We start from the raw sequence: 26,653 nt of genomic DNA on the forward strand, positions 1-26,653 counted from the left end.
GAAGGCTTATGACGAAGCTATTACTGAAAAAGATTATGCCTTCTCCCCTTTTTGAATAGGCTTCAGAACCATCATCCTGTCCGTCTTTTATGTCGGATAATAAACAGTAAAATACAATATTTATGAGAAAGAAGAATACACTCCTTTTATTGCTTTTAGTTGGATTTTTAGTATCCTGTCAGAGCAATAAATCAGCAGAAAAAGTTTTTAACATAGCCGATTACGGAGCGAAAGGAGATAGTTTGACCGATAATGTTGAAGCCATTCAGAAAGCTATTGATGCCTGCAACAAAGCAGGTGGCGGACAAGTAGTAGTTCCATCTGGTGGTGTCTATATGACAAGTCCTATCACTCTCGCTTCCTTTGTTGATTTGCATGTCGAGGCTAATGCTAAGCTGCTGGCTAACCCAAAAGAAAGTGTATATACTAAGAGTGCTTTCAAAGACAATCGTGGAGAAGGAATGATGTGGATCAGCGGTGAAAATATTGAAGATGTCAGTATCTCCGGACAAGGAGAAATCAATGGAAATGGCGTGGCATTTATGGGCAAAGAACTGAGTGATTCTTATGAGCTGAAACCAGTGCACCAGTTCGATCCAAGACCTCATTTAATAACCATCATAGGAGGAAAAAATATTCGGATTACAAATATCAACATCACCAATTCAGCTTACTGGGCCGTTCACCTAGTGGGTTGCAATGACGTGGTGGTGCAAGGCATAACTTTACTTAATAATCTTAAAGTGCGCAATGGCGATGGTATTGACATTGATCATTCAAAGAACGTACGTATAAGCGACTGCCATATTGAATCTGGCGATGACTGTATTTGCCTTAAAAATAGACGAGAATATGAGGAATGGGGAGCTTGTGAAAACATCACAGTAACCAATTGCATCATGACCTCCCGCTCTTGCGCCATTAAAATTGGCTCGGAGAATATGGATCGCATTAGTCACGTCGTATTTGATAATTGCATCATTAGAGCAAGCAATCGTGGTATAGGTATTCAGAATCGGGATGAAGGAGTCGTGGAAAATGTCGTGTTTTCGAATATAACAATCGATTGCAAATTTTTCTCTGATGTTTGGTGGGGCAAATCAGAACCCATTTATGTGACAGCTTATCCTCGCAAAGCGGGAGATCACAAAGATGCCGGATGGCGCTTTCCTAAAGGTACCACAGAGTGCAACGTAGGTGCTGTTACAAATATCTATTTCAGCAACATTAAGTGCGAAAGTGAAAATGGTGTATTTGTTGGCGGTGATTCGAAAGAAAAGATTAAGAACATCTCTTTCGATCAGGTAGATCTATATATCTTCAAACGCACCGATTTCGTTGGTGGAATCTATGACAAACGCCCTTGCGATGGTGAGCAATTTGTAAAAGGCACTACAGCCGGATTCTACTTTGACACAGCTTCAGATATTGTAGTTCGCAACTCATCTGTTCGCTGGGGAGATGTTCGTCCATCATATTTCGGAGAAGTGCTAGAACAACATAACGTTGACAATCTAACAACGTTCAACTTAATGGGTAAGAAGGCGACAAGCAATTAATAAGAACTTTCAACTTACATTAGAACTCCGGGCATTATGCAATCTTTGATTGTTGATGCCTGGAGTTTTTCTTTTATCGCAATGAACAACCGCAAGTGTTTTGCTGTTATCTCTACTTACATAAACGAAGCATTGATTTATGATACAACGAATATTAGCCATTCTGGCAATCGCTCTTATTATTCCTGACATCTATATTTATCGGATACATATCATCCGATTAACAGATAGTTTATTTTTGCGTACGCTCTATTTTGTCCCTTCTTTACTACTTTTGGCCGGACTTATTTTTCTCATTCTCGCAGCTGAAGGTTCGTTTATAAGTCAGCATAGTCGCTGGGTAGGTTGGTTCACAGTCATCTTTTTCCTATTTACATTGCCCAAGATACTCTTTATGTTTTGCTCGCTAATCGGGCTACCTTTCAAATTTGCACTGCACTGGCCTCAAACGCCTTTTATTTATGCGGGGTTGATACTGGCTGCTTCGCTTGCGGGCATTATCTTGTACGGTTCGTTCGTGGGTAAAACACGTTTTGAAGTCAAAGAGGTAAACTTTGCCTCTTCCAAACTACCAAAAGCCTTCAACGGTTATCGCATCGTTCAATTATCGGATATTCACATCGGTAGTTGGCAGGGGAATGAAAAGGCAATGCAAGAAGCAGTGAACAAAGTGAATGCATTGAATCCTGATTTGATTGTATTCACCGGCGATTTAGTGAATAACCGTGCTGAAGAATTAGACGGTTTTCAAGATATTCTAGCCAAGCTGAAAGCTAAAGATGGCATTTATTCCATCTTAGGTAATCATGATTACGGCCCCTATTATCATTGGAAAAGTAAGGCTGATCAAGCAAAGAATCTGGTTGAACTGGAAAAAAGGCAAAAGCAATTGGATTGGAAACTGCTAAATAATTCTCATGCCATTCTGTACAAAGGCAATGACAGTATTGCGTTAATAGGTGTAGAAAACGAAGGAGAGCCTCCTTTCTCTCAGCATGGCGATTTACCCAGAGCCTCAGAAGGTACAGAAAACATGTTTCAATTATTACTTAGCCATAACCCGACTCACTGGAGAAGAGAAGTTCTTCCGAAGTCAAATGTAGATCTGATGCTTGCCGGACATACGCACGCTATGCAGATGGCATGGGGACACCACTCACCTTCTTCATTCGTTTACCCGGAGTGGAGCGGGATGTACAAAGAAGGGGAACGTGGACTGTATGTTAATGTGGGGCTAGGCTTCGTGGGAATACCTTTCCGCTTTGGCGCATGGCCGGAGATTACCGTGATTACTCTTCAAGCTAAATAATTTCAATTCGGCTTTTACCATTGACTGATTTATGCACTCGTACCTGTACGGCTATTCGTTCGCTCATCTCCTGTACATGAGAGATGACTCCAATCTTGCGTCCTTGCATTTGCAACATTTCAAGGGCTTCCATGGCAGTGCGCAAACTATCAGCGTCGAGTGACCCGAATCCTTCATCGATAAACAAAGATTCTACTTGCAAATTATTGCTTGATAATGAAGATAAGCCCAGCGCTAAAGCCAACGAAATGAGGAACGACTCACCACCTGAGAGTGAATAAACCGTGCGTACTTCATCGCACATATCTCCATCTACCACCTGTAAGGCAAGAGTTTCGGGTACTTGCTGCAACTTATAACGGCGTGACAAGTAAGAAAGGTGTTTATTGGCGTGCAGCAATAACAAATTGAGCGTATAACTTTGAGCTATCACCTTAAATTTATTGCCATCCGCGCTTCCTATGAGCTTATTTAGTTTTTCCCATCGTATCGCTATTTCCTGCTTCTCTTTCAGTTCTTTCTCAATGCTTTGCAGACGAATGCGATTTTGTTCTTGCTGCAAGAGTTTCGCCTCCAACAGAGAGAACTTCCGGTTGTTTTCCTCATTCAGAGTTTGCTGCACCGCAATCGTTTCGGATAGGTTGTCGGGTGATTCAATCAAAGCTTTCTTCTCAGTCAGTTCTTGAATCGTAGCATTCAGTTGTCGCATTTCTCCTTGCAAACCTGCTATACCACTGCGGCAACGTTCCACTTCTTTACGATCAGCATCCAACAAAGTATTTAGTTCGGTTTCTCGCCGACGTACAGCTGCTTCAGCCTCTTCCACTGTTTTGCCTCGCAACAATACTCCCCGTTGTGTTCGATAGCGTTGCAATTCTTCACTTGCCGCGGTAAATCGCTTTTGTTCTTTCTCCTCAGAAGCCAGTAGCAAACTTAGCTTTTCTTTGGCTGCTTCAACCTCTTGCAGCAGCAGATGACAAGCAGAAATAGTGCTACGCAAAGCTTCGGAGCCTTTGCGCAATCGCTTCACCTTTCCATCTTGTTGTTGCCACTCTGTATAGAGTTGCTGATATTGTTGTAGTTTCCCTGAAAGTTCGTGGAGATGCAACTTTACACCCTCCAATTGCTCCTCAAAATATTTGAATAATCGCTCAGCCTCTTGTTTACGGGCAGCGAACAGTATGGAGAAATCAATCGCTTCCTTTTGTTCCACTGAAAGCGAAAGAGCAAATTCTTTTTCAACCTGCTGCATTAGTTGCGCCGAAAATACACCTTCTTGTTCCTGCCGTGTAGCGAACTGATTAGATAATTGTCCCTCTTCCCGCTGCATATGAGAAAATTCACTCTTCAACGAAATAGAGCGATTATTTAATTGTTGTAACTCTGCCGAGGCCGCCTGATATTCTTCTTCTATACCACGATAGATTGTGTCAACCACTTCACCATGTCCGCCGTAAGGATGTTCCTTACTACCACATACAGGGCAAGCCTCTCCCTCAAGAAGTCGGCCACGCAATTCTGACACACTCTGATTCATAGCCGTGCGTGCATTATCATACACTCGTTGCAACGTCTTAACCTGCGTCTCTTTAAGAGTAAATAGTTGCGCCAATTCGGCCATTTCTTTTTCCGACTCCCCTTTCTTTGTACGCAATACGGAGAGTTGAGCCGTTAGTTCTTGCAATTCCTGCAACACTTTGCCCCAGTCCAAAGCTGTCTGCCGTGCTTGCTGCAAGCGACTTTGTTCTTTCGTCAGGCGAGTTTGCTCTTTGCCCAACGCCTCGATACCGAAAGCATTTAGACGAACCTGCAATTTATCGTCAGCTTGCTGAAACAGCACGAGTAACTTTTCAGCCTGAGACAAAGTCTTTTCCCCTTGCTGCAATTCAGATGCTATATTTGATACTGCTCCAACAACATCATTCGTTCCTGCATCTCCGTTTGCAATCACAGCATAGCCTTCACTTATCGATCCCTCAGCAGCAATCATCTGAAGCAAATCAGGCAAATGCAACTCTCCACGATAAGCCAGCATGCGTTTCTCCTTTGCTGTCACTACTGCCCTACCCTCTTCGCTCTGTTTGTGTACAGCTTGCAAAGAATCATTAGCCTGCATATAAACCTTTTGCGCTGTTTGTATTTGTACATCCAGTGCACGTGCCTTGTTCAATTCCGGTTGTAAAGCCTCACATTGTTGTCGGAAGATCTCCATATTCTGCGTACGCACTTCCAATCCCGCTTGTAACTCTTTCAATTTACTGCTTTGTGTCCCCTCTTCTTGTTGCTTTTTAGCAAATAGTTCCTGCTGAAGAACGAAAGAACGAAGCGTAGCGAATTGCTCTTTTAGTGTTGAGAGTTGCTTCACACCCGCTTCACGAAGCACAGAAAGTTCTCCCTTATCTTTTACCAAAACGTCTAGTTCCTCTTGAGTCAATAACTCAATGAGTCCCACACTATCCTTCACTCGCCTGAAAGCCTCATCGGCTGCCTTACTATGCGCATACACCTCACGAGAAATGCGTGAATAAATTTCCGTTCCTGTCAATTTCTCCAAGAGTTCCGCCTTTGCCGATTCCTTTGATTTCAGAAAGGTAGCAAAGTCATTCTGAGCCAACAGTACCGTACGAGTAAACTGATCATACGTCAATCCCACCAATACAGCCAACTGCGCTAGCAATTCCGTCTTTGTACCTTGCAATTCATCTTCAGTATCCAAATCAATAATCTGCATCACTTGAGGCTGCAATGAACCTGTCGATTTACTTCTGGCCCTGCGTATCGACCAGCGAGAACGATAACGACGTCCCGTAGCCGACAGAAAATCAACCTCAGCAAATCCCTCTCCTGTGCCTCTTCGCAAGATGTTTCGGACATCCGACTGATTAATTTTGTTGTCTCCCACATCCTGCAAGTAGAGATTCTCACCTGAAACAGCAAAACGAGGTGCTTTGTCGTAAAGTGCCAGACAAAGTGCATCTAGTATAGTCGATTTTCCTGCACCCGTAGGTCCGGATATAGCAAATATGCCGGCTGATTGAAGAGGTTCTGCGGTAAAGTCTACTTCAAACGTCCCTTCGATGGATGCCAGGTTCTTTAATCGTATGGATAGTATTTTCATCTATTGCAAAGTTTCATTCGTTATTGATTGTCGCCTACTGACAAAGCCTGATAAGCTTCCTGAAAAAGAGCAACCATATCATCGGGCATCTCAGTCTGATAGATTCTTTCGAAAGTAGATTGGGCTATCTGCAAAGGATTCATCGCCTCTAAACCTTCAGTCATCTGCTGCTCAGTTGAGTCTGAATCTTGTTCTTTGCGATAAGCAGAAACGATGCGCGCCAAGCGAGCATGCTTGTCTTGCAACACCTCCTCTACCTGATTGCGAAACGTCGGTTCGGGTTCAGTAAGCAGCACTTTCACTTCCAGATAGGGTGCAAGATTAGAATTGCTTCTTGCAGGAAGACTCCTTAATAACTCCAACACTTCTTCCGGTGAAACAGCTTCACCGACAGGTACGCTAAGCAAGGCAACAAGCGGAGTATATTCCCGCCTTTCTATAGATTGAAGTTTTCCATCAGCTAACGTCACCAACATCGCACCATGTTTGTAGTTTCGTTCGGCAAACGACATGGGTAGCGGACTGCCGGCATAGCGCACATTTTCCCTACCGGACACACGCTGTGCTTTATGTATATGGCCCAGAGCTGTATAAGCAATCCGTTCATCGAACACTTCAGGAGATACACATTCCAACCCTCCAATAATAGTTCTTTCACTATAATCTCGTTCCGCTATTTCAGAGCCTGTGGCTTGTAAATGTCCGATGGCCACTACAGCTTGCTTGTCACTCTTCCGCAATAATGCGTGCTCCAAAAGCTGCTTATAAAACTCCTTCACACCCGCAGCATACGGATTCCCTTCCGTCTCTACCGAAGGATAATCACCTTGGCGCAAAAAAGGCACAGCCATACACAAAGCTTCCAATTCGCCATCTGCATTTTTTAACTCCACAATGAGATCATCATAGAGCAACACACCTTCTTTTTTAGGCACAACACCTTTAATTTCTGTACGCATCTCTTGTAGCAATGGCAGGGGTGCTTCCAGACGTGCCGCCGAATCATGATTTCCGGCAACCACAACTAATTGTAGTAAAGGGTTTTCTGTAGTTACACGACTTACAAAGCGATAGAACATCCGTTGTGAGGCCGCAGAAGGATTGGACACATCAAACACATCACCCGCTACAATAAGCACATCAATGCTGTTCTGTTTCACCTCAACAGTGAGCCAGTCGAGAAAATGTTGATGTTCTTCTGTACGCTCAAAGCCAAAGAAGCTCTGTCCCAAATGCCAGTCGGCAGTATGCAGTATACGTATCATACGATCAGATTTAGAGATTTTCTATGTTGCAAAAAGGTCGACATCCTATCTCGGTTGCCGACCTTCTGTCATTTTGTTGTTTCTCAGCAAAGACTATTTACCGAAGTATCTGTTGTAGAGTCCTTCGAAACCTTTACCGTGACGAGCTTCGTCTTTACACATTTCGTGTACCGTATCGTGAATAGCATCCAAATTCAATGCTTTCGCACGAGTTGCGATACGTTTTTTGTCTTCGCAAGCACCTTGTTCAGCATCCTTACGTTTTTGAAGATTGGTTTTTGTATCCCAAACACAGTCCCCTAGCAATTCAGCAAAACGAGAAGCATGTTCTGCTTCTTCCCAAGCATAACGTTTGAAAGCTTCTGCAACTTCAGGATAGCCTTCACGATCAGCCTGGCGACTCATAGCAAGATACATACCCACTTCAGTACATTCGCCCATAAAGTGGTTGTTCAAATCCTTAATCATTTCTTCATCGCAACCTTTAGCCACACCAAGAACATGTTCATCGGCAAAAGCCATCGGGCCACCGGCAGATTCTACGACTTCCACGAACTTGCTAGCCGGAGCTTTACACAGAGGACATTTTTCAGGAGCCTCATCACCTTCATGCACGTAACCACAAACGGTACATCTGAATTTCTTCTTCATTTTCTCAGAATTTTAATAAAATTAGTCACTTATTCTTTTAAGCAATCTTTGCAGATTCCTTTATAATAATAATGCATTTCGGTCACTTCGTGTCCTTCCAGATTAACAGGTAACACTTCTTTCACAGCTCCCTGAGAGAATATATCATATATTTTGCCACATTTTTTACACAAAAAATGTGCATGAGGAGAAGTGTCGCCATCAAAACAGATATTCCGCTCATCAATGGTAAGCATTTGAGCCACATCGTGATCAGCCAAAAGCTTCAGTGTGTTGTAAACCGTTGTTTTAGACAATGTGATTATTGAAGGAGAAAGTGCAGAATATATTTCTTCTACAGAAGGATGAGTTTTATGCTCTAACAAATACTCCATAATTGCCATACGTTGTACAGATGGTTTTATTTTGTGTTCGAGCAAATATTCAGCTACGTTTGCCATGTTACAATATTGTAATAATTATATTCCTTTTTATCAGGGAACAAAGATAAAGAAAGATTTCATAGAGCCAAATACTTAAAAACGATTTTTTCATAGAAAAAGCTTTTCCAGACTGGTATTTATGGGTTTTACTCAAGTTATTAAATTATATTTTCTATTTTTGCATGAATAGATTTTGCAGCCTAAAACAGGTTACAACTAAAGGATTAAGAATATGGTAAACCATGGTTTTGTGAAAGTTGCAGCAGCAGTGCCTCACGTAAAAGTAGCCGACTGTAAGGAAAACATGCAGCAGATAGAAAAAATTATTATTGAATCAGAAGAAAAAGGCATACAAATGATTGCTTTCCCTGAACTATGTATCACGGGATATACCTGCGGAGATCTTTTCGCTCAGCAATTATTACTTGAAGAGGCCGAAATGACTCTTATGCAACTGCTTAATAATACTCGCCAACTAGGCATCATATCTATTTTGGGTATGCCGGTAAGTGTTCATTCAATGTTACTCAATGCTGCGGTTGTCATCCAAAAAGGCCAAATATTGGGCGTAGTTCCCAAAACATATCTCCCCAACTACAAAGAGTACTACGAACAACGTTGGTTTACCTCCGCAGCCAGCGTGACCGAAACAAGTGTACGTCTTTGCGGGAAAGTAGTACCATTGGGGACTAATCTGCTATTCGAGGCATGCGACACCACTTTCGGTATAGAGATCTGTGAAGATATGTGGGCTACCATTCCTCCAAGTTCAGCACTCGCCCTTCAAGGTGCCGAAATCATCTTTAATCTTTCTGCCAGCAATGAATGTATTGGCAAACATGCTTATAGATGTGCGCTGATCAGTCAACAATCTGCCCGTTGCATAGCAGGATATGTCTACTCGGCTTGTGGCTACGGAGAATCGACTACCGATATCGTGTTTGCGGGCAACGGACTTATCTATGAAAATGGCAGTCTACTGGCTAGTAGTCGGCGTTTCTCGTTTGACGAGCAGACCATCATCAGCGAGATAGATGTGGAACGTCTACGTAGCGAGCGACGAATGAATACTACTTTCGCAGCAAACAGAATCAACTTCAATATAAAAGAATCCATTCGCATTCAAGCAGAGCTAGTCAACACAAAAAAAATAGAATTGACTCGCTCATTCGCAGCACATCCATTTGTTCCCCAAGGAGAAGCGTTGAGAGAACGTTGTGAAGAGATCTTCTCTATTCAGGTAACCGGACTAGCACAACGTATCATGCATACCGCCTCGAAAACCGTTGTAATAGGTATCTCCGGTGGATTAGATTCAACGTTGGCTCTGTTGGTTTGCCTCAAAACGTTTGATAAATTAGGCCTTTCACGTGATGGTATTCTGGGAGTTACCATGCCCGGATTCGGCACAACAGACAGGACTTATAACAATGCGCTGGATTTAATGCGTTCGCTAGGCATCTCTATTCGTGAGATAGATATCAAAGCGGCCTGCATCCAACACTTTACTGACATAGGGCACGATATCAATGTGCACGACGTGACATACGAGAATTCTCAGGCACGGGAACGAACACAGATCTTAATGGACATAGCTAATCAAACCAATGGAATGGTAATCGGGACAGGTGACCTTTCGGAATTGGCACTGGGATGGGCCACATATAATGGCGACCACATGTCTATGTATGGCATCAACTCGAGTATTCCTAAAACATTGGTAAAATACTTGGTGAAATGGGTCGCAGAAAACGGAGTAGACGACGCATCGAGCGCCACCTTACTAGATATAGTAGATACCCCTATCAGTCCCGAATTAATTCCGGCGGATGAGAATGGTAATATCACGCAAAAGACAGAAGATCTTGTGGGTCCTTATGAGCTACACGACTTCTTTCTCTATTACTTCATGCGTTTTGGATTTCGCCCTGCCAAGATACTCTATTTGGCTTCCCTCGCTTTTAAAGAAATGTACGATCGAGATACCATCAAGAAATGGCTACATACATTCTTTCGCCGTTTCTTTGCACAGCAGTTCAAGCGCTCTTGCTTGCCCGATGGCCCGAAAGTAGGAAGCATTTCTATCAGTCCGCGTGGCGACTGGCGTATGCCAAGTGATGCCTCATCGGCAGCTTGGTTGCAGGAGATTGAAGAATTATAACATCTAAAAAGACAAAGAGGAGAGCATTCTTTTACGAAGCTCTCCTCTTTCTTTTTTATACTATAACAAACAATAATATTTTTGCTTTAAGCAATCGTTATTGCTGAATCCAAATAAACATCCTGAATGGTGTTCAGCAGTTCCACTCCATCTTTCATTGGTTTCTGGAATGCCTTTCGTCCACTGATCAGTCCCATGCCACCGGCTCTCTTGTTGACAACAGCCGTAACCACAGCATCTTTCAAGTCCGAAGCACCGTTTGACTCTCCACCGGAGTTAATCAAACCAACTCTGCCCATATAACCATTGGCTACCTGATAACGGCATAAATCAATAGGGTGTTCTGAACTCAGTTCCGTATAAACCCGTTTATCCGTCTTGGCAAAGTTGATAGCCGTAAATCCACCATTATTGGTAGGCAGTTTTTGTTTCACAATATCCGCCTGAATGGTTACGCCCAAATGATTAGCCTGTCCCGTAAGGTCGGCTGCCGAATGATAATCCACACCATCTTTCTTAAAACCGCTATTCCTCAGATAGCACCACAGAACAGTTGCCATCCCCAGTTCATGTGCATATTCAAAAGCTTCCGATACCTCGATCAGCTGTCGCCTGCTTTCTTCAGAACCAAAGTAGATGGTTGCACCAACAGCCACAGCTCCCATATTCCAGGCCTCTTTCACCGTGCCAAACATAACTTGATCGTACGTGTTCGGGTAAGTCAGCAACTCATTGTGATTCAACTTCACGATAAAAGGTATCTTGTGAGCATATTTACGTGCCACAGATCCCAAAACGCCATACGTGGAAGCAACGGCGTTACATCCACCTTCAATGGCCAACTTTACAATATTTTCCGGATCAAAGTAGAGCGGATTGGGTGCAAAAGAAGCACCCGCAGTATGCTCTATACCCTGATCAACAGGCAAGATAGACAGATAACCCGTATTGGCCAACCTACCGTGTCCAAGCAAAGCCTGCAAGCTATTTAATGTAGGAAGATTTCTATCCGAAGAGATCCAAACATCATCTATAATAGTTGGAGAGGGAACATGAATAAGTGATTTATCAATTGTTTTACTAACATGACCAAGATAATATTCGGCTTGGTCGCCCAACAAATTACTAATTTTAGTACTACTCATAATTTAAAGGTTTTAGTGTTCTAGTATAACACTATCGAAGCAAGATTAGTTTAGAATGATTCTATGTATTCAATGAATGAGCGAAGTTCTTTCAATAGGTTAGCTAACTGCAAAGAATAGGAGTTCTAAGTGATTTTGATTAACAAAATTAGTTGTCACACAACTGTGTGACCATCGTCCCGCAATCGTGTGACGATGGTCACGCAGCTACGGGACAATGGTCACTCAATTGCGGGACGAGCTATTCTGTTTGCTTTCAATGCTTAGATTACGTATTATTTGAGAATAGGTTATGCATTAAGAGAAGATAGGCTCTGTACTATACAAAAAAAGTAGAAGGACAAAGAACAACATTCGCATTATATTCCTATTTTTGAAAAATCATTTAAGAAGACGACTCATTTATGGAAATAAGAAAGAGCAGACCGGAAGATCTCGATACACTCATGGATATATACGCTCAAGCAAAAGTGTTTATGCGAAATAGCGGTAACAAAAATCAATGGATTGATGGCTATCCTTCGCTCGAAATAGTACTAAAAGACATCACGGACGGAAACAGCTACGTATGCATCGACGATGACCAGACGATAATCGCCACCTTCTGCTTCCTGCAAGGTGAAGATCCTAATTATGCCCTGATAGAGGATGGACAATGGCTGAACAATGAGCCATATGGTGTTGTGCATCGACTAGCTGGAACAGGAAAAAGAAAAGATATAGGTAGCTATTGCCTGCAATGGTGCTTTGAACAATGTTCAAACATTCGGGTGGATACCCATCACGACAATCTGGTAATGCAGAACTTACTAAAGAGGAATGGTTATACCACTTGCGGCATCATTTATGTTTCTAACGGAACACCTAGAATTGCCTTTCAAAAATATGTAGAAAAATAACAGAATCGCTTAAAATCTGTTTAAAGATAATGCGGCATAAACATTGAGGCATACCAGCATTGGTGCGAAATATTCGATGTGGCACACACTATTCAATATCTGGGCATTACGGTGAAGTACATGGGAGAATCACTCACCCAATACATCAAAGACGGTGAGCATGTCTTGTATATGTAACAAAACATCATAAAAAACCTTACCCCATCATTATTAACGAAAAGAGAAAAAAATATTCCTTCTTTTATTCTTGTTACTTCAGTATTTTATTCATAAATTTCCATCGTTTTTTAGTAAGATTAGTTGAGTAATAATCTACATTCACCTTAAATGCTAAATCTATGAATACGAAAGGATGGGATACGGTTGGTTTGGTTAAAACTGAACATGTTAATCAAGACATCAGAAATTGCTGGCATCTATTCAACAATGAAATAAAAAAGACAGAAGTTGAGTATGAGTTATATGGAAAATTCGGTCCATGGCAAATTACCGACGGGGGCAGCAACAAGCTGATAAGATTCAACATTCCGTTTGAATCGGGTACGTTTCGCCTATTCGATAATGCCGGTAATATGGCTGTTGACGAAAATAGTCAAAAAGAATACAGCTTAACGAATTGCGAGTGCATAGTGGAGATGATGATGGACTTCGTCAATACGGATAACAACAAAAAGCTACTGAAACTAGACATCAAACAACTTGCAAAGAGCAGAGACGAGGTAGCAAACAGCAATGAGCAAGGAGGTTGGATAGTACCCATACTTTTTAAAGGTAATATTCCTGCGTTCTACCAGCCCGTTATACTTGAGTTAGTATGCCAATATTTAATAGGATACCCTGAACAAATTAATTATGTATTTGCGTCCATCAACTTTGCTCAGGAAAGCGGAAGTTGGGTAACACCTGTTAAATGCAAATATTCTTACCTAGACAGTAAACCGTCTTATATGGGGGTTTTATCTGTATGTAGCAATAAGGACATCACCAATATGCCTGTAGATATAGATGTCGATTCACTTCCGGGCAATCCGAATAGCTATTTTATTACTTCATCAGATCTGTTTCTATTAAATGTCATGGTGCCGTCTTTTATCGACTTTTTCAAACGCTCAAACAGTTCAGATTACAGGATAAACGATCTTGGCATTTTGGTTAACACCCGCAGCCTCGAAATGAATAGTGTAAAAAGTGGGGCAATTTGGTACACACCCGTAATACAAGGACTGGAGGTTTCTATTTTAGGAGAAGTATTAGAAGTAAAAATAAATGGAAAGTGTGATCTGAAAGCAGGAATCTGGATGTATTTCAACGGCAGGTTCAAAGCCCATCCTCAATTAACAAACCAGGTAGTTGAATTCAGAATAGATGGTACCCCTTCTTTTGATCATCACGAAGACATTCCCTGGTACCTTTCTTGGCTACTACCCATCGTTGGATTGATTACAAAAATTGTAGTTTCATGCATTTCTAGTGACCTCATGAACTCTATTACAAAAATATTTGGAGAGAGGATGCATATAGATAACATTTCACCCGTAGCATGGACCGGCAATCCGAAGGAAGTAAATCTTGTCAATGTAAAACTAGACGATTCTTTTATTATAGAATATATTATAAATTAAATTTCTTACCAGTATGAAATCAAACGAAAAATTGGGCGTTGGAATGAAGACAATCACCATGATGCCCGAAATGGACAAAGAGTTAGTTAAAATTGCACTACAAAGTTCGCTCTACAAAGACAGGGGGCGGTTAAGGGCTAGTTTTATGCAAGATGAAATTGAGCTAATGGCCGAGAGTGCAATCAGTACCAATGGATGGGATAACGTTTTTGCGATCAGTGCTGAACATTTAAACAAAGCAATCATTGAAAAGAAAAGTTATCCGGCAACAATAGAATACACAATCACTGATGGAGATGAATCTTACAGCATTACAAATGGAAAGTTTAATGCATGGCAAATATCAGAAGGTGGAGATGGTTCAAACATAAACCTGAAATTACCTATTGCAAGTGGTTCTTTCGACTACGGCAAAGGTTTTGAACTTAATGGAGTAGAAGCCATTGTACAGGTGAAATTGAGATACTTCCCTGAAGTGCTGGATGATGAGGTGCTGAAAGAGGGTTTGTATGACTTAAAGGTATCAACTATATCTAATAATCCGGATGTTCCAGTTGTAAGCCTCGTCCAATTGAATGTACCTTCATCGCTGGGAATGGGAAAAATAACCAAATCCGTACTCAGTAGTTTAATTCTTGAATGGTGTAATCATAATCTTGATAAATTCAACACGGTATTCTCTACCATAAATCTGAATAGTTTAGGCGACAAAGAGGACTATAAATGGTTGAAATCAACTCACATGAGTTATGCGTATACTGACAATGGGACACTGACAAACAGCGTTTTTGGAGTGTTGTGTATGACTCTTGGGCATTCGGCAGTTGGTTTGCCTCGCCAAATTACTCAAAATGCATTGACAGACAAAGGAGATGGTACTTTTATTATTAATACGGGATTATTTGCAGAGTTCCAATTCTTACCCTCTCTGCCTTTTGTATTCGAAGATGCTAAAGCATCTGATTTTACACTGAATGACACAAAGAACGGCATCACTAGCTCTAAACTTAAAATGGAAGGTATAAAGTATGGAGCAATCACATACCACCCGGTCTGCGAGAGTTTTGAGGTGTTCTTTGAACAGAGCTACATCAGATCTCACACCAAAGTAAAAACTGAGATATCACCGGGTATCGTTTCCATTGTTGACATCGAGGTGAAGATGACTCTTAAGTTAGACACCAACTCTAAGGGAGAGCAAATATTGGCTTATGAATTACTTGGAGACCCTTCGGTTATATCGAAAACGGAAACAGAGCCGTGGGTTGTTATTACGGAAGTAATAGCCGGGATAATTCTGACAGTTGTGGGGTTAGTTGTTGGTGCTTGCATGAAGACGATAGTGCAGAAAATAATTGTAGGTATTATCGTAGCAGTAATTGCTGCCATCATTTCAGTAGTTATACATGTAATCATTGAGAAGGTGATTGCAGATGGTGTGAATGAGGGGCTTCCGTCCATAGACCCGATGGTAAAGGTTGCTACGAACCAAGTTATATGGCCCTTGTGCGATCCCGCAGACCCCAACAGGTTCACGTTAACTAGTGTGACCTACAATGGCTCAATTGCTTTAATAGGTAATCCGGGTTACATAAAGTAATAGTTGCTGATTATAATGCATATTGGGTAAGGCAAAAGTCTCGAGATTTCGATTGGCTTTTGCCTTACTTTTTATATTTAAAGCATTTCACTTTGTGTTTTTGAGGTATTATTATATCTTTGAAAAGCAATTTCAATCCTTATTAAACAATACATTACGAACTAAACAACAAAAACAGACGAGAAAATTATTACTGATTCTTACCATGCTGAGCTTACCTATTCTGTTTTTTTCGCAAGCGCAAAAGTAAGTCTACGCCAAGGCCAGGTATGACTCTAATGATTTTGAAGGCACAAAAGTTACCTTAGCCGAAATGATAGAAGGCTATCTGGATCATTTGCATCTGCACATGAATGAAATTCATGAATTAATAGAAAGTTAATCACTCAGCATCTTTTTTCTTGATATTTAGATATAACTGTGCAGAATCACTATACTGTTGTAGAACTTCTAAGGTACGCTTTCGAGCTTTTTTGGCTCGGAAATTCCAAAATCGCTTACTAGATATATAAGAAAAATCGCAATTAAAGCCACCACTAATTCCGCCACCCATCATCATAAAGTGAGCATTATTTGCACGAGTGGTACCCGGAGCATTTTTACGAGTAAGACTGGTAATATCCCCATGATAAGCATTGCTTACCCGAATCGTCTTCTTATAAACAGGATCATAATTATATTTAGTATTAGCATTATAAGGATTCAGACTAATTTTCAATGGATGTTCGTCTTCTACTTCCTCCTCTTCTTTATCAGCAAACGGTGTTGTAGGAAGAGTCAGATCGTATTGCATCCAAGACTTGTCTAATATCATTTCCGGTTTCCCATATAAACTTTTACTAAGCATCTTTAGCGCGTTAGAGTTGAGTTTTATTTCTCCATCAGACCCAAGTATCTTCTTTAAGTCAATTGAATCTTTAACTGTCCATTGAGCTTTGACTTGCAAAGCCATAAAACAAAACAGGCAAAAAAGGAAAAGGTTCTTCTTTAATTTCATTATTGTCGCTACATTCATTTGTGTTAAAGACAACAAAGAAACACATTGTCAATCGAAAAGAATGAGGTTCAATCCGTTCTCCACTCATCTACATCCGTCACACGAACACTAACATAACATCAATTAAGTTTAATCTATAAATAATTATTGCCTATTAACTATTATTTACCAACAGATATATTACTTTCGCCTTATAGATAAATTGCTAAAAATAGAGATTGATAGCTTTATGAATATGATTATACCACAAACCTTTTTTAATCAAGAGATTTTTATTAAAGAAATCAGAGGTACCCAAGAACGTGTTTTGCCCCCAATAAAGGAGGAAACATTAATGCAACTCAAAGCGTTGAGCATCACGATCATTGAACAAGGAGAGATGAATATAGAAGTGAATCAGATACCCTATCTACTCACAAAGGGACATCTCTTGGAGACTATAGAAAGTCATCTAGTTGAGAAAGTTAGCTTTTCAAAAGATTTTATAGGCTATCAGCTCATTATAAAGAAAGAATTTGTTGAACAAGCAATGAATACCCAACCATATAATATTATTCCATATGATTGGAGATATCCTAGCAAAAAACTGCTACCAGAAGAGTTAAACATACTACTCTTGGAGTTTCAACGCATTAAGGAGAGAATAGAATCACCTACTGAGCACCGTCTACGACGATTAATGGTAATAAATGCATTTTCTTCTTTCATGCTAGAGTTGGCCAACATATACAGTCGGATTAATAATGAATATTCTTTTGAAACATCAAACGATAAAATCACCAAGAGATTTTTCCAACTGATAGCCGGCAATGTACGAAAAAAGCATAATGTGATCTTTTACGCAAACGAATTGTGCATCAGTCCCGATTATCTCAGTAGGGTATTAAAAGCCACAAACGGACACAATGCAACCCAATGGCTCACAGAAGCTCTGATGATAGAAGCCAAAAAGCTACTCCGTCATACCGACACTTCCATTCAGCAAATAGCAGATGAGTTGAATTTTAGTGACCAATCTACATTTGGCAAATTCTTTAAAAGATACTGTGGCAAGTCTCCTATAGAATGGCGAAAAGAGAATAAATGAATTTAAAGTCTCCAAGAATAGACATCAAGATAGATACGCCAATTAAAGCACACCCTTAGAACTTGGCAACTCAAAATGATAAATATCTCTTTTGATCGCCATTTTCAAAGCACGAGCCAATGCCTTAAAGATGCCCTCTATCTTATGATGTTCATTCTGCCCTTCTGCTTTGATGTTTAGATTCATACGCGCAGCATCGCTGAGCGACTTGAAGAAGTGCAGAAACATCTCAGTTGGCATCTCCCCTACCTTCTCACGCTTGAAATCGGCATCCCATACCAGCCAAGGACGTCCACCAAAGTCGAGACAGACCTGACAAAGACAATCATCCATAGGCAAGGCATAGCCATAGCGTTCTATGCCTCGTTTATTACCCAAGGCTTTATAGATGCAATCGCCCAAGGCAATGGCAGTATCTTCAATGGTGTGATGTTCGTCTATCTCCAGATCTCCTTTTACTTTAATCGTTAAGTCCATGCCTGAGTGCTTACCAATCTGTTCTAACATGTGGTCGAAGAAGCCGAGACCGGTAGTGATATCGCACGAACCATCACCATCTAAGTTCAGGGAAACGAAGATGTCAGTCTCCTTCGTCGTGCGACGTACTTCCGCTTTGCGCTCTCCGGCAAATAGAAATTCCGCCACTTTATCCCAGTCGGTTGTTGTCAATACACAAACATCCGCAAGTCCTTTCTCTTCCAGTTCGGTTGTAGATTCTTGCAGATAAATGGCACGACAGCCAAGGTTCTTTGCCAGCTCTACGTCTGTAGGACGATCACCAATCACGAAACTTGCAGCAAGATCGTACTCAGGATTATTAAGATACTTTGTCAACATACCTGTGCGCGGCTTACGTGTGGGCGCATTATCAGCAGGCATACTACGATCTATCAGAATGTCATCGAACGAGATTCCTTCGCCTTCCAGCGTTTTCAACATTAGGTTGTGTGCCGGCCAAAAGGTCTCTTCGGGGAAAGAAGCTGTTCCCAAGCCATCCTGATTAGTCACCATCACAAACTCAAAGTCGAGCTTACTACGGATGAATCCCAGATTACGAAATACTTTGGGGTAGAACTCCAACTTCTCTAGCGAATCAAGTTGATAGTCTATTGGTGGCTCAATGACGAGTGTACCGTCTCTATCTATAAATAATACTTTCTTTTTCATTTAATCTTCAATTAATCTCTTGTCGCAAATTGCTTTTCAGCAAAGGACATACAGAGATAGCGTTACTAACTAGAACTGTTTGCCTACTAAGGATTACTTTCCATAAGCCTGTAAAGCCTTTAACAATTGCTCATTTTCTTCCGGTGTACCCACAGTAACACGCAGACAGCTTCCGCAAAGAGAAATCGAACTACGGTTGCGCACGATAATGCCTTTTGCAACCAAGTAATTATAGATAGCACCTGCATCTGAAACGCGAGCTAAGAAAAAATTAGCATCCGAACGAAACACGTGTTGCACGCAAGGCAATGCAACAAAGGTTGCCATCAAGCGTGTACGTTCTTCTTTCAATATCTTTACCCAACGCTCTATCTCGTCATACTTTTGCAGCATACTAATAGCCTGTTCTTGCGTGAGCTGATTTACATTATACGGGTACTTTATCTTGCTTAGGATAGTGATAATCTCAGCGGAAGCAAAAGCCATTCCCAAACGAATAGCTGCACAGCCCCATGCCTTAGAGAATGTCTGAAAGACAATCAAATTAGGGTATTTATCCAACTCTTCAAGAAAAGAGGGAGATTCAGAGAAGTCATTATATGCTTCGTCCAGAATCACTAATCCGTCGAATGTGTTCAACAACTTTTCTATTTCGGAGCGAAGCAAATCATTCCCTGTAGGATTATTAGGCGAACAAAGAAAGATCAACTTAGTCTGTTCGTCTGCAGCAGCAAGCAACTTATCGGCCGAGAACTGATAAACATCATCGAGCAACACTTTACGGTATTCCACATCGTTAACATCGGCACACACCTGATACATACCATAAGTGGGATCAATAGCGACCACATTATCTCGTCCCGGCTCACAGAAAGCACGATAGACAAGATCAATGGCCTCATCACTTCCGTTGCCTAAGAAGATATGCTCAGTAGAGACCTTCTTTATCTTCGTCAACTCCGCTTTCAGATCGCGTTGCATAGGGTCGGGGTAGCGGTTATGAGGCAAATTATAAGGATTCTCATTGGCATCCAGAAACACCGAAGCCGCAGCTCCGTTATATTCGTCGCGTGCCGAAGAGTATGGTTTCAAGGCTATTATATTGGGGCGAGTAAGTTCTTTCAAAGATTTCATCGTTTCTATGTAGATTTTATTATTTATTTAAAGCATCCAGCCTCACGGTCACCGCATTCTTGTGGGCATCCAGTTGCTCGTTAGCGGCCATCACCTCGATAGCCGGGCCAATAGCACGCATCCCTTCGGGCGTTATTTCCTGAAAAGTTATTTTGCGAATAAAACTATCCAGACTAACCCCGCTATAAGCTTTGGCATAACCGTTAGTGGGCAGGGTATGATTGGTTCCGGAAGCATAATCTCCTGCACTCTCGGGAGACAAAGGGCCCAGGAATACAGAACCGGCATTCACTACTTGTTCGGCTATCGCCTGGTAATCCTTCGTCTGAACAATTAGGTGTTCCGGCGCATACACATTGGTGATTTCTAAAGCTTCCTTTATGTTTTTTACGAGAATCAATTTACTGTTGGCCAACGCTTTAGAAGCGATATCCCGACGAGGTAAATATCCTAATTGACGTTCAACTTCGTACATCACCTCTTTCTGCAATTTCTCAGAAGTAGTGATGAGCATTGCCTGACTGTCTACTCCGTGTTCGGCCTGCGACAATAAATCGGCTGCCACAAACACGGGATTGGCAGTTTCATCGGCCAAGACTTCTACTTCCGAAGGCCCCGCCGGCATGTCGATCGCCACATCACGCAGGCTAACCAATTGCTTGGCGGCAGTAACATATTGATTACCCGGGCCAAAGATCTTATATACTTTGGGAACACTTTCCGTTCCGTAGGCCATAGCGGCAATAGCTTGCACACCTCCGGCTTTATAAATCTTGCTGACTCCTGCCACACGGGCAGCGAACAGTACGGCAGGGTGTATCTTCCCGTCTCTGCCCGGAGGACTGCAAAGCACTATTTCCTTGCAACCGGCCAACTTAGCGGGGACAGCCAGCATCAGTACGGTAGAGAACAGAGGTGCCGTTCCACCGGGAATGTACAATCCTACTTTCTCAATACCTACAGCCTTTTGCCAGCAGGTAACTCCTGCGATGGTCTCAACCTTCTTGCCTTCAAAGCGTTGTGCAGCATGAAAAGTCTCTATATTCTTCTTAGCCAGATAGATGGCTGCTTTCAGCTCCACACTGACTAATTTCTCAGCTTCAGCTATCTCTTCCTCGCTAACGATGAAAGTATCAAGTTCCACTTTGTCAAACATTGACTCGTAAGTCAGCACAGCTTTATCACCTTCCTTCCTTACACGGTCAATAATGGTTTGCACAGTATCGAAGAGGTTCGCTGTATCGAGTGCAGGACGTTGAAGAATCTCCGCCCACTGATCTCTATCGGGATAATTAATTAGAATCATACTTATCTATTATTTATAGTTGAGCTATGGCTCTAATTAATTTATAGTATCATTTTCTCTATGGGCAAGACCAAAATACCCTCAGCGCCCAAGGCTTTTAGTTTTCCGATGATCTCCCAGAAACGCTTCTCGTCGAGTACTGTATGCACAGAGCACCAATCCTCTTGTGCCAATGGCATCACCGTGGGACTCTTCATGCCGGGAAGCACAGCAATGATCTCTTCTACCTTATCTTTCGGAGCATTCATCAACACATATTTCTTATCTTCAGCAGCCTTCACAGCATCCATGCGAAAGAGCATTTCGTTCAAGATTTCTTTTTTCTCCTCACTTAACTCCTTGTTGGCAATGAGCAACGCTTCCGACTTCATCACGACTTCTACTTCTTTCAAGCGATTGCTTACCAAAGTAGACCCCGAGCTTACAATATCAAAAATAGCGTCGGCCAGTCCGATGCCCGGCGCCACTTCCACCGAACCGGTGATAACGTGTACTTCAGCATTTACACCCTTTGACTTCATATAATCTTTTAAGATAACGGGATAAGAGGTTGCAATCTTTTTCCCGTCAAACCACTCAATACCAGGGTAATCAATATCTTTGGGCATAGCTAGTGACAATCGGCACTTGCTAAAACCCAAACGCTTTACAAGCACGGCATCTTCCTTTTTTTCCACGTATTCATTTTCTCCCACGATACCTAAATCGGCTACGCCTGTAGCTACCGATTGAGGAATATCATCATCACGGAGGAATAATACCTCAATAGGAAAGTTAGTAGATTGCACCAAAAGCGTGCGTTTGTATGAGCTCAATTTAATATCCGATTCTTCGAAAAGAGCCATTGTTTCCTCAAAAAGACGGCCTTTAGCCTGTACTGCAATTCTTAACATAGTGCTTATTTTTATTTATTATATTGACTAATGGGAACAAAAAAAGGCTTACCTCACCGGTAAGCCTTGCTATATCATTCTATACAAAATCATACATGCCCACCGAGTTATTCGTCAGGAGAATGATGATGATGTGTAGTTGTATAAATCATATTTTCTATTTTTTACATCGGCAAAAATAAAGCATTTCTTTTTAACTGCCAAACAATTATCACAATATTCGTAGTTTTAATGAAGAATTGTTATTTTAAAGAGTCAATCGTAACAGTTTCTTCATTTTGAAGTTCCTTTAGAGTTATCTCCTCTTCTTCCACTTCGCAACCCATAAAATGCATTTCCGCTTTAGCCTTCTCTTGAGGAAAAGTAAAGTAAGTACAAAGAGCTTTGGTACATAATTCACCTTGTTGATTATACAGGCCTGCTTCCAGCAAAATAATGTTGCGTCTCTTCTCCTGAATGTGGGCACGAAGCACCACATGGTCATCAGTAGTACTAACAGGCTTCAAGTAGCGAGTTTCCATTTTAGAAGTAACTCCACCCGTTTGCAGTTTGCGAAGGATAGTCCACCCGCAAATTTCATCAAGCAGCACAGCCTGAATACCGCCATGCAGTGAATCTATCCATCCCTGATATTCAGGTTTAAGATACCAAAGGCTTACTATTTCATCACCATCTTCATAAAATTCCATTTTTACACCAACAGGATTATTGGGTGCACAGCCGAAACAGTTATATCCCTCTTTCTCTTTCCAAGGATTGATAATCTTCTTCATAATATCGTATATTTATTTATTGTACAAAGCATCTAAAGCTTTATAAATGGAAAGTAAAACAGCATCGGCCGGCAAACGATCCGTATAATTTTGCAAAGTAACACGCCCATCTGCATCTTCAAAAGTTCCCTCGGATTTGGTGAATTTCAATTCGCCTTGTTCAAACCAACGTTCTTGAAGTTCGTCTGTAGCATTCATTGCCCGAAAAGTAAAGATCTCTACAAAAGTACTCTTTTTCACATACCTCACCCAACGAAACTTCATATCAGGCGTGGCTGTATCAGGTAAATCTGTACGCTTTATCTCAGCAATAACAACCGATTCATTCTCCAGAAAAAACAAAACTTTATAGGGATTCTCCATTCTATTGCTTCTCTAATTGTACCGCAAAAATACATTATTATATTAATCTTAAATAAGAAAGTATTCGTTTTTTAGGCTTAAACAAGAAATCCCCACTCACATCATCCATTAATGTGAACGGGGATTAAATATAGTACTAAGCGAACTTATTTCTTATAACGCTCCAATCCTGTTTGCAGAAACTCTACGTATTTGGGAATGTCTTCATTGTAAGCATACGACTTGTTCAAGGGTTTACCATTGTTATCAAGTAATACATAGAAAGGTTGAGCATTGGCACCAAACTTCACACGTTGCAGATAGCTCCACTTGTCACCCACTGTCTTAAGTGTGCGTTCAGTTCCGTTTTCAGTCACTTTAATAGGTTCAGGCAACGGTTTCTTATCGTCCACGTACAAGCTGATCAGTACGTAATCGTTGTTGATAATGTCGCCCACCTTCGCATCTGTCCACACAGAAGCTTCCATCTTACGACAGTTCACGCAACCGAAACCGGTAAAGTCAACCATTACAGGTTTGCCATTCTTGCGGGCATATTCCATACCACTATCATAATCGTCAAACTTGGCATGTATTTCATTCTTATACAAGTTGAAATCCTGAGTGTTCATAGGTGGTGCAAAAGCGCTGACTGCCTTAAGCGGTGCGCCCCACAAACCAGGAATCATGTAAACAGTAAAGGCTAGCGATATCAGGGCCATAAAGAAGCGAGTTACACCCACCTTTGTATCGTCATCATCGTGCAAAAACTTCACTTTTCCAAGCAGATAGAAACCTAGCAAACCGAAGATCACAATCCACAAAGCAAGGAATGTCTCTCTGTCAAGCAATCCCCAACCATAAGCTAAGTCGGCCACCGAAAGGAATTTCAGGGCGAAAGCCAGTTCAAGGAATCCAAGCGTTACCTTGATTACGTTCATCCATCCACCTGACTTAGGCATTGATTTCAGCCAAGAAGGAAAGAGTGCAAATAAAGTGAAAGGCAAAGCCAATGCAATGGCAAAGCCAAGCATTCCGATAGCTGGTGCAATGATGCTTCCGGTAGTAGAAACCTGTACCAGCAAGAAACCTATAATAGGACCAGTACATGAAAAAGAAACGAGTGAAAGTGTAAACGCCATTAAGAAGATGCTGAGCAATCCGCTAGTTGCTTCTGCCTTGCTGTCTACAGCATTGGTCCACTTGGAAGGTAGCGTGATTTCAAAAGCGCCAAAAAAGGAAGCTGCAAACACTACCAGCATCAAGAAGAAGAGAATATTGAAGATGGCATTGGTAGACAAGGCGTTGAGTGCACTTGCTCCAAAGATCAACGTGATAGCCAAACCAAGAGTTACATAAATCACCACGATAGATGCACCATACGTCCACGCATCTCGAATTCCTTTCTTTTTATCCTTGCTACGTTTCAGAAAGAAGCTGACCGTCATAGGAATGATAGGCCACACACAGGGAGTGAAGAGAGCCAACAGGCCACCGAGGAAACCTGTAACAAAAATATAAATCCAAGACATATCCTTTTGAGATGTAGTCTCTCCGAATGTATGCAACTCACTGATTACAGGTGTCCATAAATCTTGTGCCACAACGGTACTATCCACAGTTGTGGTATCTACTGCTACAGCCGGAGTAGTTACCATAGCGGTATCCTCAACAACTGGTTTTGCAGTAGCCGTTTCCTCAGCAACCACAGCATCTGCTACACCCTTGCCCGAGAAGTTGAACGGAACTTGTGTAGGAGGCAAACAACTTTCATCGTTACAGGCACCAAATTCCAGATAACCCTCTGCATGATAAGTGGCTCCGGTTATTTTTATCTTTTGTGCAAACTGAACCGAATGCTCAAAATAACGCAGTTTCATCTCGAACACTTTGTCGAAATTAGAAATTTCTTTTCCACGAGGTTGCAATTTACCCACAAGTTGAGCCCCTTGAATCTTCTCAGCAGTGAAAGTAGCCGATATAGGACCACCATCAGGCAAGCCGGTTGAGTAAACATGCCAACCATTCTCTATCGTGGCAGAGAAAATAATCTCTGCTTCCGTAGGAGAAAGCGATTTGAAAGACGCCTTGAACTTCACCGGTTCTTGAATCTGAGCATTCAGATTGAAAAAGAGAAGAGAAAAAGCGAATAACAGAATTTGTATCTTCTTCATCTTATTTATACCTTATAGTTTGTTAAAATTCATAATCAACACAAGCACGACTCTCTTTTGTCTCTGCCAAAATTGCCCCTGCAGCCACATGATCGGGATGAGTAGCATACACTTTAAGATCATCCAGTGAATCAAACTCACTAGATAAAGCAATGTTCCATGATTCGGCAGGATTCACATTAAGCCCCACTTCTATCATACGTATAACGGGTATCGTTGCCGGAAGTGCTTCAATAGCTCCCTTAAATTTGTTCATTACAGCCAGTTTCTTTTCAATGGAAATCTCGTCTTTCAGCTTAAATAATACAATGTGCTTTATCATACGTTGTTATTTTAATGAATTGTTTCTATATTTGCATGATTTGAATACGCAAAAGTAATCTATATTGTTCATATACCCATCAACAACAAATGTTAATAATAGGAATTGCCGGCGGCACGGGGTCGGGAAAAACCACCGTTGTACGTAGAATCGTAGAAAGCCTCCCTAAAGGAGAAGTTGTTTTATTACCGCAAGACTCCTATTATAAGGATAGTAGCCATGTACCAGTGGAAGAACGGCAAAACATCAACTTCGATCATCCGGATGCTTTTGAATGGAGTCTGCTCTCTAAACATGTGTCTATGCTCAGAGAGGGTAAATGCATCGAGCAGCCGACCTACTCATACCTAACCTGCACCCGGCAACCTGAAACAATTCATATAGAACCTCGCAAAGTAATCATCATAGAAGGAATTCTTGCACTCTGTGACAAGAAGCTTCGTAGCATGATGGACTTGAAGGTTTTTGTCGATGCCGATCCTGATGAGCGTCTCATTCGTGTCATTCAGCGAGATGTAATTGAACGGGGACGAACAGCGGAAGCAGTGATGGATCGCTACACACGTGTACTGAAACCAATGCATCAACAATTTATTGAGCCATGTAAACGTTATGCTGACTTAATTGTACCCGAAGGAGGAAGCAATAAGGTGGCCATAGATATCTTAACGATGTATGTTAAAAAGCATTTGCTATAGAAGCGAATA

22 protein-coding genes and 1 pseudogene are annotated in these 26,653 nt (G+C 41.5%); 9 read left to right on the plus strand and 14 right to left on the minus strand.

Annotated elements, in window-relative coordinates; all coding sequences use genetic code 11:
• Positions 1-122 precede the first annotated feature (122 nt).
• On the plus strand, positions 123-1,559 hold the full coding sequence (locus BQ5338_RS01750; protein WP_071145107.1) for a glycoside hydrolase family 28 protein: 1,437 nt from the start codon (positions 123-125) through the stop codon (positions 1,557-1,559).
• Between the two features lie 139 nt (positions 1,560-1,698).
• Positions 1,699-2,868: a metallophosphoesterase gene (locus BQ5338_RS01755; protein ID WP_071145108.1), complete on the plus strand. Its 1,170-nt coding sequence runs from the start codon at positions 1,699-1,701 to the stop codon at positions 2,866-2,868.
• Here BQ5338_RS01755 and BQ5338_RS01760 read toward each other — a convergent pair.
• From BQ5338_RS01760 to BQ5338_RS01775, 4 genes are all read right to left on the minus strand, one after another.
• Positions 2,861-5,986: an AAA family ATPase gene (locus BQ5338_RS01760; protein ID WP_071145109.1), complete on the minus strand. Its 3,126-nt coding sequence runs from the start codon at positions 5,984-5,986 to the stop codon at positions 2,861-2,863. The genes BQ5338_RS01755 and BQ5338_RS01760 overlap by 8 nt on opposite strands.
• Before the next feature lie 20 nt (positions 5,987-6,006).
• Positions 6,007-7,251 (minus strand): exonuclease SbcCD subunit D, encoded by a 1,245-nt coding sequence (locus BQ5338_RS01765; protein ID WP_071145110.1) that lies wholly within the window; start codon positions 7,249-7,251, stop codon positions 6,007-6,009.
• Between the two features lie 93 nt (positions 7,252-7,344).
• Positions 7,345-7,902, minus strand: a complete 558-nt coding sequence (locus BQ5338_RS01770) for an NADH peroxidase (RefSeq protein ID WP_071145111.1) — start codon at positions 7,900-7,902, stop codon at positions 7,345-7,347.
• Between the two features lie 29 nt (positions 7,903-7,931).
• A complete protein-coding gene (locus BQ5338_RS01775; protein WP_071145112.1) occupies positions 7,932-8,342 on the minus strand; it encodes a Fur family transcriptional regulator in 411 nt (136 codons plus the stop codon).
• 214 nt (positions 8,343-8,556) lie between these two features.
• Here BQ5338_RS01775 and BQ5338_RS01780 point away from each other — a divergent pair, with 214 nt between their 5' ends.
• Positions 8,557-10,485: an NAD(+) synthase gene (locus tag BQ5338_RS01780; protein WP_071145113.1), complete on the plus strand. Its 1,929-nt coding sequence runs from the start codon at positions 8,557-8,559 to the stop codon at positions 10,483-10,485.
• A gap of 86 nt (positions 10,486-10,571) precedes the next feature.
• Here BQ5338_RS01780 and BQ5338_RS01785 read toward each other — a convergent pair whose 3' ends face one another.
• Positions 10,572-11,630: a class I fructose-bisphosphate aldolase gene (locus BQ5338_RS01785; RefSeq protein WP_071145114.1), complete on the minus strand. Its 1,059-nt coding sequence runs from the start codon at positions 11,628-11,630 to the stop codon at positions 10,572-10,574.
• Positions 11,631-12,034: 404 nt separating this feature from the next.
• Here BQ5338_RS01785 and BQ5338_RS01790 point away from each other — a divergent pair, with 404 nt between their 5' ends.
• From BQ5338_RS01790 to BQ5338_RS16985, 4 genes and pseudogenes are all read left to right on the plus strand, one after another.
• Positions 12,035-12,529, plus strand: coding sequence for a GNAT family N-acetyltransferase (locus tag BQ5338_RS01790; protein WP_071145115.1), 495 nt, complete (start codon positions 12,035-12,037; stop codon positions 12,527-12,529).
• Positions 12,530-12,867: 338 nt separating this feature from the next.
• A complete protein-coding gene (locus BQ5338_RS01795; protein WP_071145116.1) occupies positions 12,868-14,151 on the plus strand; it encodes a TULIP family P47-like protein in 1,284 nt (427 codons plus the stop codon).
• Between the two features lie 13 nt (positions 14,152-14,164).
• Entirely contained in the window at positions 14,165-15,751 is a 1,587-nt protein-coding gene (locus BQ5338_RS01800; RefSeq protein WP_071145117.1) for a TULIP family P47-like protein, read from the plus strand.
• Positions 15,752-16,031: 280 nt separating this feature from the next.
• A pseudogene (locus BQ5338_RS16985) lies at positions 16,032-16,133 on the plus strand (DinB family protein); the annotation flags it as partial.
• Here BQ5338_RS16985 and BQ5338_RS01805 read toward each other — a convergent pair.
• Complete coding sequence (locus tag BQ5338_RS01805) at positions 16,134-16,748, minus strand: DUF4858 domain-containing protein (RefSeq protein WP_071145118.1); 615 nt, start codon at positions 16,746-16,748, stop codon at positions 16,134-16,136. It lies immediately after the preceding pseudogene.
• 229 nt (positions 16,749-16,977) lie between these two features.
• Here BQ5338_RS01805 and BQ5338_RS01810 point away from each other — a divergent pair, with 229 nt between their 5' ends.
• Positions 16,978-17,835, plus strand: a complete 858-nt coding sequence (locus BQ5338_RS01810) for a helix-turn-helix domain-containing protein (protein ID WP_071145119.1) — start codon at positions 16,978-16,980, stop codon at positions 17,833-17,835.
• 42 nt (positions 17,836-17,877) lie between these two features.
• Here the strand turns inward: BQ5338_RS01810 and hisB are convergent, their stop codons facing one another.
• The 8 genes from hisB to BQ5338_RS01850 form a co-directional block, all read right to left on the minus strand.
• The gene (gene hisB / locus BQ5338_RS01815; RefSeq protein ID WP_071145120.1) at positions 17,878-19,002 is read right to left on the minus strand and encodes a bifunctional histidinol-phosphatase/imidazoleglycerol-phosphate dehydratase HisB; all 1,125 of its coding nucleotides are present in this window, start codon (positions 19,000-19,002) and stop codon (positions 17,878-17,880) included.
• 93 nt (positions 19,003-19,095) lie between these two features.
• The gene (gene hisC, locus BQ5338_RS01820; RefSeq protein WP_071145121.1) at positions 19,096-20,136 is read right to left on the minus strand and encodes a histidinol-phosphate transaminase; all 1,041 of its coding nucleotides are present in this window, start codon (positions 20,134-20,136) and stop codon (positions 19,096-19,098) included.
• Between the two features lie 19 nt (positions 20,137-20,155).
• Positions 20,156-21,442 carry a histidinol dehydrogenase gene (gene hisD / locus BQ5338_RS01825; RefSeq protein ID WP_071145122.1) on the minus strand — a complete coding sequence of 429 codons (1,287 nt, stop codon included), beginning with the start codon at positions 21,440-21,442 and terminating at the stop codon, positions 20,156-20,158.
• A 41-nt stretch (positions 21,443-21,483) separates the two neighbouring features.
• Entirely contained in the window at positions 21,484-22,335 is an 852-nt protein-coding gene (gene hisG / locus BQ5338_RS01830; protein ID WP_071145123.1) for an ATP phosphoribosyltransferase, read from the minus strand.
• A gap of 242 nt (positions 22,336-22,577) precedes the next feature.
• Complete coding sequence (locus BQ5338_RS01835; RefSeq protein ID WP_071145124.1) at positions 22,578-23,108, minus strand: PaaI family thioesterase; 531 nt, start codon at positions 23,106-23,108, stop codon at positions 22,578-22,580.
• Positions 23,109-23,120: 12 nt separating this feature from the next.
• Positions 23,121-23,471, minus strand: coding sequence for a hypothetical protein (locus tag BQ5338_RS01840; RefSeq protein ID WP_071145125.1), 351 nt, complete (start codon positions 23,469-23,471; stop codon positions 23,121-23,123).
• A gap of 146 nt (positions 23,472-23,617) precedes the next feature.
• A complete protein-coding gene (locus BQ5338_RS01845; protein ID WP_071145126.1) occupies positions 23,618-25,624 on the minus strand; it encodes a protein-disulfide reductase DsbD family protein in 2,007 nt (668 codons plus the stop codon).
• 22 nt (positions 25,625-25,646) lie between these two features.
• Positions 25,647-25,946, minus strand: a complete 300-nt coding sequence (locus BQ5338_RS01850; protein WP_071145127.1) for a Dabb family protein — start codon at positions 25,944-25,946, stop codon at positions 25,647-25,649.
• A gap of 89 nt (positions 25,947-26,035) precedes the next feature.
• Between BQ5338_RS01850 and udk the strand changes: the two genes are divergently transcribed.
• Complete coding sequence (gene udk / locus BQ5338_RS01855; RefSeq protein WP_071145128.1) at positions 26,036-26,644, plus strand: uridine kinase; 609 nt, start codon at positions 26,036-26,038, stop codon at positions 26,642-26,644.
• The last annotated feature ends 9 nt before the right edge of the window (positions 26,645-26,653 follow it).

This window comes from Bacteroides ihuae (assembly GCF_900104585.1).
Taxonomy (GTDB): domain Bacteria; phylum Bacteroidota; class Bacteroidia; order Bacteroidales; family Bacteroidaceae; genus Bacteroides; species Bacteroides ihuae.